At 40.4% G+C, this 13,006-nt stretch carries 18 protein-coding genes; 8 read left to right on the forward strand and 10 right to left on the reverse strand.

Annotated features, from left to right (window positions below; genetic code table 11):
• Nucleotides 1-63: 63 nt before the first annotated feature.
• From P9989_RS13035 to P9989_RS13070, 8 genes are read right to left on the reverse strand one after another with little or no spacing between them, the layout of a single operon-like run.
• Nucleotides 64-786 (reverse strand): class I SAM-dependent methyltransferase, encoded by a 723-nt coding sequence (locus P9989_RS13035; protein WP_283075332.1) that lies wholly within the window; start codon nucleotides 784-786, stop codon nucleotides 64-66.
• Nucleotides 787-1,140, reverse strand: coding sequence for a ribosome silencing factor (gene rsfS / locus P9989_RS13040; RefSeq protein ID WP_283075333.1), 354 nt, complete (start codon nucleotides 1,138-1,140; stop codon nucleotides 787-789).
• Nucleotides 1,130-1,729 (reverse strand): bis(5'-nucleosyl)-tetraphosphatase (symmetrical) YqeK, encoded by a 600-nt coding sequence (gene yqeK, locus P9989_RS13045; RefSeq protein ID WP_283075334.1) that lies wholly within the window; start codon nucleotides 1,727-1,729, stop codon nucleotides 1,130-1,132. Before yqeK ends, rsfS begins: the two co-directional genes overlap by 11 nt.
• The gene (locus tag P9989_RS13050; RefSeq protein ID WP_283075335.1) at nucleotides 1,713-2,285 is read right to left on the reverse strand and encodes a nicotinate-nucleotide adenylyltransferase; all 573 of its coding nucleotides are present in this window, start codon (nucleotides 2,283-2,285) and stop codon (nucleotides 1,713-1,715) included. The genes yqeK and P9989_RS13050 overlap by 17 nt, the downstream gene beginning before the upstream one ends.
• 12 nt (nucleotides 2,286-2,297) lie before the next feature.
• The gene (gene yhbY / locus P9989_RS13055) at nucleotides 2,298-2,588 is read right to left on the reverse strand and encodes a ribosome assembly RNA-binding protein YhbY (RefSeq protein ID WP_283075336.1); all 291 of its coding nucleotides are present in this window, start codon (nucleotides 2,586-2,588) and stop codon (nucleotides 2,298-2,300) included.
• A 1-nt stretch (nucleotide 2,589) separates the two neighbouring features.
• The gene (gene aroE / locus P9989_RS13060; RefSeq protein WP_283075337.1) at nucleotides 2,590-3,423 is read right to left on the reverse strand and encodes a shikimate dehydrogenase; all 834 of its coding nucleotides are present in this window, start codon (nucleotides 3,421-3,423) and stop codon (nucleotides 2,590-2,592) included.
• A 12-nt stretch (nucleotides 3,424-3,435) separates the two neighbouring features.
• A complete protein-coding gene (yqeH, locus tag P9989_RS13065; RefSeq protein WP_283075338.1) occupies nucleotides 3,436-4,536 on the reverse strand; it encodes a ribosome biogenesis GTPase YqeH in 1,101 nt (366 codons plus the stop codon).
• Nucleotides 4,533-5,060 (reverse strand): YqeG family HAD IIIA-type phosphatase, encoded by a 528-nt coding sequence (locus tag P9989_RS13070; protein ID WP_283075339.1) that lies wholly within the window; start codon nucleotides 5,058-5,060, stop codon nucleotides 4,533-4,535. Before P9989_RS13070 ends, yqeH begins: the two co-directional genes overlap by 4 nt.
• Before the next feature lie 336 nt (nucleotides 5,061-5,396).
• Here P9989_RS13070 and P9989_RS13075 point away from each other — a divergent pair, with 336 nt between their 5' ends.
• The 8 genes from P9989_RS13075 (at nucleotide 5,397) to sigK (ending at nucleotide 11,963) form a co-directional block, all read left to right on the forward strand.
• Entirely contained in the window at nucleotides 5,397-5,549 is a 153-nt protein-coding gene (locus P9989_RS13075; protein WP_079530346.1) for a sporulation histidine kinase inhibitor Sda, read from the forward strand.
• A 256-nt stretch (nucleotides 5,550-5,805) separates the two neighbouring features.
• Entirely contained in the window at nucleotides 5,806-8,142 is a 2,337-nt protein-coding gene (locus tag P9989_RS13080; RefSeq protein WP_283075340.1) for a Na+/H+ antiporter subunit A, read from the forward strand.
• 3 nt (nucleotides 8,143-8,145) lie between these two features.
• Complete coding sequence (locus P9989_RS13085; RefSeq protein WP_283075341.1) at nucleotides 8,146-8,484, forward strand: Na(+)/H(+) antiporter subunit C; 339 nt, start codon at nucleotides 8,146-8,148, stop codon at nucleotides 8,482-8,484.
• Nucleotides 8,477-9,961 (forward strand): Na+/H+ antiporter subunit D, encoded by a 1,485-nt coding sequence (locus P9989_RS13090; protein ID WP_283075342.1) that lies wholly within the window; start codon nucleotides 8,477-8,479, stop codon nucleotides 9,959-9,961. Before P9989_RS13085 ends, P9989_RS13090 begins: the two co-directional genes overlap by 8 nt.
• A gap of 7 nt (nucleotides 9,962-9,968) precedes the next feature.
• On the forward strand, nucleotides 9,969-10,445 hold the full coding sequence (locus tag P9989_RS13095) for a Na+/H+ antiporter subunit E (protein ID WP_283075343.1): 477 nt from the start codon (nucleotides 9,969-9,971) through the stop codon (nucleotides 10,443-10,445).
• On the forward strand, nucleotides 10,445-10,756 hold the full coding sequence (locus P9989_RS13100; protein ID WP_283075344.1) for a monovalent cation/H+ antiporter complex subunit F: 312 nt from the start codon (nucleotides 10,445-10,447) through the stop codon (nucleotides 10,754-10,756). The genes P9989_RS13095 and P9989_RS13100 overlap by 1 nt, the downstream gene beginning before the upstream one ends.
• On the forward strand, nucleotides 10,728-11,108 hold the full coding sequence (gene mnhG / locus P9989_RS13105; RefSeq protein ID WP_390307193.1) for a monovalent cation/H(+) antiporter subunit G: 381 nt from the start codon (nucleotides 10,728-10,730) through the stop codon (nucleotides 11,106-11,108). The genes P9989_RS13100 and mnhG overlap by 29 nt, the downstream gene beginning before the upstream one ends.
• 141 nt (nucleotides 11,109-11,249) lie before the next feature.
• Nucleotides 11,250-11,963, forward strand: coding sequence for an RNA polymerase sporulation sigma factor SigK (gene sigK / locus P9989_RS13110; RefSeq protein WP_283075346.1), 714 nt, complete (start codon nucleotides 11,250-11,252; stop codon nucleotides 11,961-11,963).
• A 53-nt stretch (nucleotides 11,964-12,016) separates the two neighbouring features.
• On the opposite strand, the gene P9989_RS13115 is transcribed toward sigK, so the two are convergent.
• Both P9989_RS13115 and mtnN read right to left on the reverse strand, forming a co-directional pair.
• The gene (locus tag P9989_RS13115) at nucleotides 12,017-12,244 is read right to left on the reverse strand and encodes a YrhC family protein (protein ID WP_283075347.1); all 228 of its coding nucleotides are present in this window, start codon (nucleotides 12,242-12,244) and stop codon (nucleotides 12,017-12,019) included.
• A 66-nt stretch (nucleotides 12,245-12,310) separates the two neighbouring features.
• Complete coding sequence (gene mtnN, locus P9989_RS13120; RefSeq protein ID WP_283075348.1) at nucleotides 12,311-13,003, reverse strand: 5'-methylthioadenosine/S-adenosylhomocysteine nucleosidase; 693 nt, start codon at nucleotides 13,001-13,003, stop codon at nucleotides 12,311-12,313.
• Between the last annotated feature and the right edge of the window lie 3 nt (nucleotides 13,004-13,006).

Below are 13,006 nucleotides of genomic sequence, written 5' to 3' on the forward strand. Positions count from 1 at the left end.
ACATTCCTCGTGAATTTCCTGCAAAAAAAATAAAGGACCTTCGAAAAAATTCGAAGTGTCCTATCACTTTTGACAAACAAAAAACAGCCGATCCCCTTGATCAGCAGGGTTTACCGAGAAGTCAGCTGTAACAAGCTGTAAGGTAAAACCTGCTTTTTCTATGGCCGTTTGTAATGTTTCTAAATTATATCCCTGTTGGAAATGCTGTTCATCAAACCGTTGGTAATCTTGATGATGCCGTACAAAGAAGGTCAAATCATGGATCACGGAATATTCTTTTTCCCCAGGGTCACAAAACCACACATAAGAAAGGTCATCATAGACTTCTGCAAAGGTTTGTCCACACAAATCATTGATAAGGTGTTCGACAGAATGGACATCAAACAAAAATAACCCTCGTTCATTAAGAGCCTGATAAGCATGTTTGAAAACAGCTTCAAGGGATGGTACGTCGGTAATATAGTTCAACACGTCGCAAAAGCTGATAATACAGTCATAATCGTGGAGGCCTTTTAGTTCAGTCATATCTTGCCTCAACCATTGAATGGTCTGGTCTTTACTGGCTGCCATAGTCAACATATCTTCTGACAGATCAACTCCGGTTAGCTGCCAGCCGTGACCAGCTAACCGTGTCGTAATCTCACCCGTACCACACCCTAAGTCCAAAAGGCGTTGTGCTCCAGAATGATAATGACTCACCATGTGCTTTGTCCACGTAACCCATTGGTCATAAGGGGCATCCTTCATAAGCAGATCATACACTAATGCCATTTGCTGATAGCTCATTTATCCATCAATACCTTCAACGGCTATAGTTTCAGCGTCACCCCATAGACGTTCAAGGTTGTAATAATTCCGCTCATCTTTATGAAAAATATGGCAGACTATATCCGTAAGATCAACCAAGATCCAGCGTGCTTTATCGAACCCTTCCATTCTTTTTACTTCAATACCATTTTCTTCTGCCTGTGCTTTGACTTCTCTGGCGATTGCTTGCACCTGACGTTCGTTTGACCCTTCACAAATCAGGAAGTAATCAGCAATTAATGATACATCCGTCATATCAAGCACGACAATGTCATTCGCTCGTTTTTCATCACAAGCTTTGGCAGTTAATGTGACTAACTCTTTACTTTCCATCGTTTTCCTCCCTTGAATTATTCTTTATTTCTAATAAATCATTATATGCATGGATGGTGTCAGGGTAAACGGATCTGCTTTTATTAGTTAAAAATTGTATGGTATTCGACAATGCTTGCAAACAAGCTTGGTCTAAATTCGATTCTGCCGTTTTTCTTACTTCCTCCACACCAGAAAATCCTCTTCCAGGTTCAATATAATCAGCCAAAAAAACAACCTTGTCCATAATACTCATATTTTTCTTCCCGGAAGTATGACACGCAATAGCAGATTTGATAGCAGAATCAGCCAAACCAATTTCTTTTTCTAGCATGACGGCAGCCACTGGCCCATGCCAGAGTTCATGATGATGGTTCAGCAAATCCTTCGGTAAGCGCCGATCACTAATAATCCAACGCTCCATATCCTCTTTAGGTTTATACTTTGCATAATCGTGTAAAATAGCCGCTTTTTCAGTTAGTTCTTGATTTGCACCAAACCGATTAGCTAAAATAAGTGCAGTTTCAGTTACCCGAACAGTGTGTTCATATCTCGTTTTAGTGAGATGAGGCTGAACAAATTCAAGTAATTTTTCACGACTTAAGTGCATACAGCGAATTCTCCTTTATAAAGTGGTGAACAGCCTCAGGAATAAGATAGCGTACCGTAAAACCTTTTTTTAACCGCTCACGAATTAGCGTTGATGAAATATCGATTCGAGGAACATCTATCATGACAACGTCTTTCGTTGTGTCTCTTTTAGAGCCTTCTCGTCGAACACCAACAAAAGTGATAAGATTTTTCAGTTCTTCAATCCTATACCAATCCTGCAAACTGTCGACCATGTCTCCCCCAATAATAAAATAAAACTTATCGTCTGGATAATCTTCCGTCAATTGCTCCATTGTATCAAAAGTATATGACTTACCCTGCCGGATCAGCTCTAGGTCAAGACTATGAAACCGCTTGTTCTCCTGAATAGCTTTCGTCACCATTTCCAGCCTCTCGTCTGATGAAACAGCCGCTTTCTGTTTATGTGGAGGAAGATACGAAGGAATAAACCAGATCTCATCTAATTTCATTGCTTCACATACTTGCTCTGCAATTATCAAGTGCCCCTGGTGTGGAGGATCAAATGTTCCGCCAAAGATTCCTATTCGTTTCATAATGGCTCTCCTTTACGGTAATTCGATTTGTTTATTATTCGCTGACTCCTTGTACAAAATAATCGTATTACCGATAAGTTGAACAAGGTTTGCCTCTGTATCATCAACAATCTCTCGTGCAACTTCAGAATTATCTTCAAAGCAATTTTGCAAAATACTTACCTTTATTAACTCTCTTTTTTCAAGTGCTTCTGATATTTGAGTAGTCATATTTTCATTAACTCCAGCTTTACCTACTTGAAATATCGGCTGAAGCTTGTGGGAGAGACCTCTTAAATACTTCTTCTGTTTACTTGTTAACATACTATTCTCCTTTCAGTTTCTCTTCGAATGCTGTCATTATCCTAGAGGCGGCAGTAGACTTACCAGACCAAATTTCAAAGGCAAGGATCGCTTGGTTTAATAACATCCCATGGCCATAATGAAGCCGTGCCCCCTGTCGTTCAGCTTCTTTTAATAAAGAAGTCTTTTTCGGGCGATAAACAATATCACTTACAATCGTATTGGCATTGATGCCTGTAAGGGAAATAAGCGTCCGGTTTTTCTCCGGCGCCATGCCTACTGAAGTCGTTTGAATTATCAGATCATACTGCGAGAGGTCTTCTTCTGCTTGCTGCAAGGTAAGGGCACTTGAAGTTGAATGTGCTTGTAAGTCTTCAATGACCCGCTGCGCTTTTTCAACCGTCCTGTTCGCCACATTTATCTTTTTTACCCCATGCTTAAGTAAGGCATAAAAAATACCCCTCGCGGCTCCACCACTGCCGAGAATGAGCACTTTGTCCGATGATTTCAGAGCATCATCGTATTGATTAAGCAAAGATGCCGCATAACCTCGTCCGTCAGTATTGTATCCTATTAAACGACCGTTATCGCTTTTCACAGTATTGACTGCACCCAGAAACTTAGCAGCTTCGTCTAACTCGTCCAGATAAGGGATGATCTTTTCTTTATACGGCACGGTGACATTAAAACCGTTAATTTTGCTGCCCTTAAGCTGCTCCATCTGATCTGGGAACTGTTCGGGATTACATTCATACAAGCTATATTCTCCTTCTATGCCATGCATGGTCAGCAGGCGATGGTGAATCCACGGAGAAAGAGAATGAGCGATCGGATAACCTATCAACCCTAATTGCATGTGATCTACCTCCTATATTAATGAGTTTCTTAGAGATACCCGAACACCTTCAGGTGCATAAGCTGTCACAGTTAGATTCCCTTCTGGAACAGTGATCCATCCCAACCCTGAAAACACAACATCCGTCTTCGGTCTCTCAATTTTAAAGGTTGTTCCCTTTAACGGTGGAAGCTGCTCAATTGTTTGCGAATCGGGGGGTGATAGTAACTCACCTAAATGGTGCTCATACAATTCATCGGCTTTTTCGAGCTTTGTTCGATGTATTGGCATATCATTAGAAAGGTAACAAATAAATGAACTGCGCTCCCCTGCTTCAAAGTCTAAACGAGCTAAACCACCGAAATATAAAGTTTGTTGCTCATTTAATTGGTAAACTTTCGGCTTCACTTCTTTCCTTGGTGTAATCACCTTTAAATCCTGATCTGATACGTAATGGGCCATTTGATGCCGGTGGATAACCCCGGGAGTATCGAATAATGAACTTTGAGCATCCAGTGGAATATCAATAAACCCGAGAGTTGTGCCAGGAAAATAGGAAGTAGTGATAGCATTCTCTACTCCGGATGTGCGATTTATCAATGCATTTATAAAGGTTGACTTTCCAACATTCGTTGTCCCAACTACATACACATCACCACGATCCCTATAGCGGTCGATCGCTATGGAGAGATCATCAATGCCCTGTTGCTTTTCAGCTGAAATTAAGTATATATCCTCTACCTTCAGTCCCTGCTCTTTTGCTTCATGGCGAAGCCATTGCTTTACTTTATTGTGATTTACTGACTTTGGAAGGACATCCATCTTATTACCGACCAGGATGATTGGATTTTGGCCCGTTAATCGCTTTAACCCAGGGATAAAACTCCCATTAAAGTCAAAAATATCAACCAGTTGCACAATGAGACCTTTATTTTTACTAATTTGATTTAACATCTCCAGGAAATCATCGTCCTGATAAGGAACATCCTGTACTTCATTGTAATGTTTTAGCCGAAAACACCGTTTACAAATAACATCGTCTTTCTCAAGTGCAGACTTTGGGGCAAAGCCAGGCTGTTTAGGGTCTGTAGACTGGATCACCGCTCCACATCCCTGACAAATTACTTCACTCATTGGCCGTTTCCCTCCTCCCAAGTAATCTTACCTTTACGTTTCATCCAACTTAAAATTCTCCGTTCAATTCTCCTGTTAAAACGAGTCCAAAAGCCGTCCGTTTCAACAATCGGTACAACTAATATAGTATATAACCCTGCCACGTTTCCTCCTAAAACATCTGTCATCAGTTGATCTCCTACTACGACAATTTCGTTTTTCTGGATTTTCATCTCTTTCCTGGCTCGTTTAAATGCTCTCGATAATGGCTTTCGGGCACTGTGAATAAACGATGTATTCAATGGTTCGGAAAATAATTTCACACGATTTTCATTATTGTTTGAGGCAATCGTAACTTGAATACCATGATGATTCATGAGTCGAAACCAGTTTACGATTTCCTCTGTTGCATCGGGCTCATCCCAAGCAACAAGAGTATTATCTAAATCTGTAATAATCCCTTTGATCCCTTTCCGTATTAAATCCTCTGGGTCTATATCATGTATGCTTTGTACATGCTCATTAGGTAAAAAATGTTTAAACATCACTAATCACTCCATCCTTCACGACAAAATCTCCTTACCCATCATATACAAAATTTCTACAGGATTCAAAACAATAGTGAAACTTTCCTCTTTATGCAAAGAATCGTTCGACAATTCGCGACAACGTTGCCCTGTGGATAAGTTTATGCACATATTCCACACCCCAAATCCTTTGTCTTCACTATCTTGCTAAACATTAACGTTACACTTATCTACAATTACCTGTAGATAAATGGTGTATTGTAGGCTATCTATGAAACATGGTAAGGTAAACGTGCATTACTTAACTATACTCTTTAATAAACAGGAGGTGGCTGCCACAAAAGTGGCAGAGAGATGAAGCAATTATCTGATACCCTGTTACTACAATCTTACCACAAAGCTATCGAACTCAATCTATCACAAGATTTTATTAAACAAATCGAAGAAGAAATACACGAACGCTCTATTGCCCATTTAATTAATAAGAAATTAAATCATGTAGGATAAAAGTGGAACCACCTACAAATACTGAGAATTATCAACTCGTTTCCAGGGGAGGAAACGAGTTTTTTATTTATATTTTCTTTCTTTACTTTTGTCGTGTCTCTACTTATTTAAAAGAATTGTCAAAAATACTCCATGATTCATTATCTGAAAGTAGTATTCAGTTGAATATTCCTTTACTTTTTGATTACAATTGAGTGAAGTAACATTTGCTTGAACGATATCACTTTTGAACTTAGCCAGAGGGAGGAACAACTAGATGCTATTGGCTGTACTATTGCCTTTTATTATTGCCATTTTTATCCCATTCCTAAGCAAATGGAAAGATAAATTTCATACTGGCTTCATTGTAACCGCTGTACCCACTGTGATTTTTATTTATTTTGCTCAATTTTTAGGTTCGGGATTTGATCCGGTATCAAGAGAATATACTTGGATACCATCGTTAAATATGAATATCGTCTTTTATTTAGACGGATTGAGCTTATTATTTGTTCTGCTAATAAGCGGAATCGGTTCCCTAGTTGCTTTTTATTCGATCTATTATCTACATAAATCAGAGCAGCTAGGACATTTTTACGTTTACTTTCTATTATTTATGGGATCGATGTTAGGAGTAGTCCTTTCCGATAACGTGTTCGTGCTATATACGTTTTGGGAGTTTACTTCGTTGTCATCCTTCTTACTTATTGGTTATTGGCACTATAAAGAGGGATCTAGATACGGTGCCCTAAAGTCAATGTTGATCACTGTATTTGGCGGTCTCAGCTTACTGGGTGCCTTAGTTTTCATGAGTGTGATTACAGGGACATCAAGCATTCAGCAGATGATTCTTCAGCAGGAGCTTATTCTGAATCACCAATTCTTCCCTCTAATCCTTGTTTTAATTTTATTAGGTGCTTTTACAAAGTCGGCACAGTTTCCATTTCATATCTGGCTGCCAGATGCAATGGAGGCTCCAACTCCTGTCAGTGCGTACCTGCACTCGGCAACAATGGTTAAAGCCGGACTCTTTTTAGTGGCCAGATTTTCACCTATGTTATCAACATCTGATTGGTTTTTTATCATTGTCTCAAGTGTTGGGATTGTTACACTATGTTGGGGGTCCTATATGGCCGTACGTCAAACCGATCTCAAAGCCATCCTGGCCTTCTCGACAATCAGTCAACTTGGAATGATTATGGCCATGCTTGGATTTGGAACAAAGGTTGCCGTATTTGCAGCCGTCTTCCACATCTTGAATCATGCAACCTTTAAAGGAAGCTTGTTTATGGTCGCCGGGATTGTTGATCATGAAACAGGTTCGCGCGATATTCGTAAACTTGGTGGACTGATGACATTCCTTCCGATCACTGCAACATTAGCCCTGTTCGCTTCCTTTTCTATGGCAGGTGTCCCATTGCCATTCTTAAACGGGTTTTACAGTAAAGAATTATTCTTTGATTCTGCAATTCATTTACAACAAACTACAACTGGATTCATTGCTTTTCTAAAAACAGCCTTCCCTTACCTGGCCGTTTTCGGAAGTATCTTCACGTTCGTCTATTCTATGTATTTCTTTTTCGGGACATTCAGAGGGAAAGCGAACGTGCACGAGCTTCCTAAGAAGCCGCATGAAGCACCATTTGGAATGCTCGTATCACCGATGATCTTAGTGGCTGGAGTCATTGTCATTGGACTCTTTCCTCAATTGATCAATGAACCCTTGATCGCCCATGCGGCTTCAGCCGTAAAAGGCTTTGATCTTCCTGGTCATCACATAGCCTTTTGGCATGGAATTAAACTGCCGCTGATTATGTCACTGACCGTGATCGTATTTGGTACGGTTCTTGTCCTATCTATGAGTAAATGGCAAGGAATCTACCGGTTTATCCCTGGGGGCTTAAGCCTCAATAAATTCTATGATGGACTCGTTGATCGAACAGTAGAATACTCTTCTGCTTTAACTAAGGGCTATATGAACGGTTCGATCGGTCGGTATGTCCGCTTAATTGTAGGAGCGATTATTATTGGCAGCTTCGGCATCATGATAGCAACAAATGGGTTTCGTCTGGAAACTGGGAACCTTGCCGAAGTGACTATAACAGAATTGTTTGTGGCAGTGATGATGGTCATTGCCGCTATCGGCACGATCATAGTCAGAAACCGAATTGCTGCGATTCTCATTTTAGGGGTTGTAGGATATGGTCTCTCGCTCTTGTTCGTCATCTATCGAGCTCCCGACCTGGCTCTGACTCAATTTATTATCGAAACCGTTACACTGGCCCTGTTCTTGCTTGTGTTTTATCACTTGCCCAAGTTTGAGAACCATACTCAATCCGCAAAGACTAAAACTGTTAATTTAATTATCTCAATCGGCTTTGGAGCCCTCATGACGATGGTGGCCATTTCTGCCCATAGCAGCAAGATGTTTGATTCGATTGCCAGTTATTTTATCGAAAACTCTTATAAACTCGGCGGTGGAGATAATATTGTTAATGTGATTCTAGTGGACATGCGCGGACTGGATACATTGTTTGAAATTACTGTACTTGGAATAGCCGCGATGGCCATCTATGGACTGATTCGATTACGTGGAAACAGGAAGGGGGATTAAATCATGGAAATCGTTATGGCCGTTCTTGCTGGTATTTTATTTACCACAGCCGTTTATAACCTCCTCCAGAAGCAGATGCTTCGTATTATCATAGGTACAGCGCTGCTTTCTCACGGTGCACATTTATTTATCCTGACTATGGGAGAGCTGAAAAGAGATAAACCACCTATTCTTTCGGAAGGGGTTGAAAATTATACGGACCCGCTTCCACAAGCATTAATTCTCACTTCCATTGTGATCAGCTTTGGGATCACGAGTTTATTACTCGTCCTAGCTTATCGAACATCTAAAATCAATGGTACAGATAATATGGAGCAATTGAGAGGTAACGATTATGAGTAATTTAATATCACTTCCCATTATCCTGCCGCTTCTGGCAGGAATTATAGTCGCATTTTTTGCAAATAAGTTACCGCTGGCACGAGCGATATCAAAAGTGATTGCTTTAACAAACCTGGCTGTGACCGGTTTTATTCTTTATCGAATTTACCAAAATGGACCCATTATTCTTGAAACCGGTGACTGGGCAGCTCCCTATGGCATTATCCTCGTAGGGGACATGTTATCGATAACGCTCGCTTTCACTACCAACCTTGTCGCCGTTGCCTGCGTTTTTTATGCATCAAAATCCTTGACGGAACAACAGGAATCTTATTATTTTTACAGCTTTTTCTTCTTGTTGATTACTGGGGTCAGTGGTGCATTTATAACAGGGGATATTTTCAACCTGTTTGTGTTTTTTGAAGTGTTGCTGATGGCATCCTATGGCCTAATCGTGCTTGGAAATGGACGAGCTCAACTTCGTGAGTCGATGAAATATGTATTGATCAATCTGTTTTCTTCCATGGTTTTTGTCACAACAGTTTCTTTCTTGTATTCGGTTGTAGGAACATTGAATATGGCTCACATTGCTGAGCGTGTTCAGGAAGTGGATCAGCAAGGAATCCTGACGACAATCGGTATTTTATTATTCTTTGTGTTTGCCACGAAGGCAGCCGTCTTTCCATTGTATTATTGGCTCCCCAACTCCTATAGCGCGCCCAACCCTGTTGTATCAGCATTATTTGGGGCTTTATTGACGAAAGTAGGAATTTATTCGATCCTAAGAGTTTTCACATTGATCTTTGCCTGGGAAGCAGATTTAACCCATACCCTCTTCATTTATTTAGCAGCTTTCACAATGATTTTTGGTGTGATCGGTGCTTTATCAACGAATAATATAAAATTGATTATGGCTTACAATATTATTCCAGCAGTAGGGTTTATGATAATGGGGATAGGTATTTTTACGGAAACATCGATCAGTGGTACGGTTTACTATTTAATTCATGATATGGTGATCAAGGCCGCATTCTTTTTATTAATTGGAGTTATCGTCTACGCAGCCGGAACCTCCGACTTAAGAAAAATAAAAGGGTTGATTCATCATTACCCTGTGCTCGGCTGGTTTTTCTTTATTGCCACTCTCGTCCTTGCAGGTATTCCTCCGTTTAGCGGATTCATTGGAAAGCTTCTCCTCATCCGGGGAGCCTTGGCTCAGGAGGAGATTTTGATTGTCATTGTTGCTCTCATCTCCAGCCTGCTCATTCTCTTTTCCATGATCAGAATCTTTATTCAAGGATTCTGGGGAGAGAAAACACAGCTTGCTCATCCTGAGCGAAAGCAGGCTGCCAATAAGATGACCTGGCCAATTGGATTTCTGTTATCCATTTCTGTGCTTCTCGGGGTAGGGGCTGAGTGGTTTTACCCTTCTGTTGAATGGATAGGTGAATATTTAATGAATCCGCAAATTTATATCGATTCTGTTCTAAAGGAGTAGAAAGCTTATGCCATTTCAAATCGTCATCAATTTGATTTTAGCTGCGATGTGGATGTTTTTAAGTGAAACTTACAATGTTAAAACATTCATTGTCGGCTACCTATTAGGAATTGCCCTGCTCTTTTTATTGCAACGATTCATTCCTGATGCTTTTTACATGAAAAAAGCAGGTAAAGTCATTAAATTAATTTTATTATTTATTCGCGAGCTTATACTATCAAATATTGATATTGTCAAACACGTTTATCGTCCAAAGCTTGATATTCAGCCTGGGATTTTTGCTCTTCCTACCGAGTTAAAAAGTAATTGGGAGATTACGCTGTTAGCAAATTTGATAACTTTAACTCCTGGAACTTTATCCTTAGTCATTAGTGATGATTATTCCGTCATCTATGTCCATGCGATGGATATTGCTGATGTCGAAGAGTCAATAAGCGAGATTAAGGAAACATTTGAGAAAGCCATCATGGAGGTGACTCGCTAATGGGAGATATTTTAAATCTCACCCAATCACTTATCGACATCTCTGTGATTATCGCAATCATAGGTGTTTCTATTTCCTTGCTTTTGCTTCTTTATCGCACGGTGAAGGGACCGACCAATTCGGACCGTGCTGTGGCCCTTGACACCATTGGGGTTAACATTATGGCACTTGCAGGATTAATCGCCATCCACCTCGTAACCACTAAAGTAAATGATGTCATTTTGCTTATCGGAATCTTGCTGTTCATTGGAAATGTAGGATTGGCCAAATTTCTAGAAAAGGGTGTTATTATTGAGCGGGATATGGATTAACGCTGTACTTGATATTCTGATTTGTCTTTGTCTGCTCTTTGGGACATTTTTTATAGTGTCTACGGCTTTAGGTGTGTTAAGATTTCCAGACGTGTACACACGACTTCACGCAGCCACTAAGAGCTCAACGTTAGGAATTACGGGTATTCTTATCGGGGCTTTCCTGTTTATGTACGTTGAGCATGGGATTGTCAGCGGAAAGTTATTGTTGGGCATCCTTTTCATCCTGTTAACAGCCCCAGTTACAGGGCATGTTCTTGGGAGGTCTGCTTACTATAGTCGAGTTCCTTTAAGTGATAAAAGTGTTGAAGATGAATATAAAAGTAATTTAGAAAAAGTAAAAGAACACTAAATCGTACTACTAGCAAAGAAGCCGGATATCCCGGCTTCTTTTTTAATCTTACTTTTTCTTTACTGTACAAGCACAGGGACACGCCTGCGCACATACACTTGTGATAGGCACGAGCCTAATACTTACGGAGGTGTGTGCATTGTGAGCAGTCTAATCGCTTCCATACTTTATTTCTTTAAGGAATCGCTTCTATTCATGTCGTATGTCAAAAATCAGGCTTTCCCCAACCCACTGTCGAAAGAGGAAGAGGCCAGACAGCTTAAACTTATGGAGGAAGGCAGCCGCGAAGCAAGAGACACTTTAATTGAGCATAATTTAAGACTCGTAGCTCATATTGTCAAAAAGTTTGAAAATACAAAGGAGGATTTCGAGGATTTAATTTCAATTGGAACGATAGGTTTGATAAAAGGCATAGAGAGCTATTCTACGGGGAAGGGAACCAAATTGGCCACGTATGCTGCAAGATGTATTGAAAATGAAATCCTGATGCATTTACGTTCCACTAAGAAGATGAATAAAGACATCTCTTTGCAAGATCCGATCGGTCATGACAAAGAAGGAAATGAATTAAACTTGCTCGATATTTTGCAAGCAGATGTCGAGGATATTGTGGAAGAAATACAGCTTCACATGGAGCTTGAACAAATCAAGGAGTTTATCACCGTATTAGATGAACGGGAAAAAGAGGTGATTGTTTTCCGTTACGGACTTGGAGACACTGATGAGCGAACCCAGCGGGAGATTGCTAAGGAGCTTGGCATTTCGAGAAGCTATGTTTCCCGAATCGAGAAGAGAGCCTTAATGAAAATCTTTCATGAATTTTATAAACAAAGCAAACAAGGTAAATCTTCTTAACAACAGTTTCTGGCTAGGAAACATAAGTAAAGCCACTGCACAGGCAGTGGCTTCTATTCTTCAAGTAAACGCTGGCGCAGTTTCTTCAACTTGAGAACTAGCATAAATGCGGAACCTAATAACCCTGCGATCATGACTAGCAAATAAAGATAAGCTGAAGAATGATATTCATAGATACTTATCAGTACGCCAATATATAAATAGCTGCTCAATATGAGTAACGTTAACGTAAAACGTTTATAATCTGTAATTTTGTTCTCGATCGATTCGGCAGACTTCATAATGCCACCTCCTGCACGTACAACTATAGTAACATATCTATAGTCAAACAGGAGCGGTAATTTCTTCTAGTCTAGTGATGAAAGCATCTTCATGATCATCGTTGCAGCATTCGTTGCCGCCTTTGGAAGGAATTGGTCAAATGAAATGGAAGATTCCTTCCCAGCGATGTCTGAAAGAGCCCGGATCACAACGAAGGGCGTACTATATTTATAGCATACCTGGGCGATCGCTGCGGCTTCCATCTCTGCAGCAATCATCTCAGGGAATTTACCTCGTACAAAGTTGACACGAGCTTCCTCTTGCATAAAAGAATCACCTGTAGCAATGATCCCTTTTTTCGCCTTCGCATCTGTTGACTTCACGGCCTCCATCGCCTTCTCCATCAAAACAGAATCTGCCGGATACATAGCGGGTAGTCCAGGAACTTGTCCGTATTCATATTTAAAGGCTGTCACATCCACATCGTGATGAGTAACCAGTGTAGAAATCACCAGATCTCCGACTTCCAGTTCCTTCGCAAATCCTCCCGCTGAACCCGTATTAATAACGCGATCAATGGTAAACCTTTCATGCAAAATCGTCGTTGCAATTGCAGCATTTACTTTTCCAATTCCTGATTTTAGCAGGACAACTGGCTGATCACATAATAAGCCTTTTATAAACACACTCCCTGCCGCTTCGACGGTTTCCTCCATGGTCATTTTGTTTTTTAGTAGTTCTATTTCTTCGTCCATTGCTCCGATTATTCCGATCGCCATGCT

Source organism: Halobacillus naozhouensis, assembly GCF_029714185.1.
Classification (GTDB): domain Bacteria; phylum Bacillota; class Bacilli; order Bacillales; family Halobacillaceae; genus Halobacillus_A; species Halobacillus_A naozhouensis.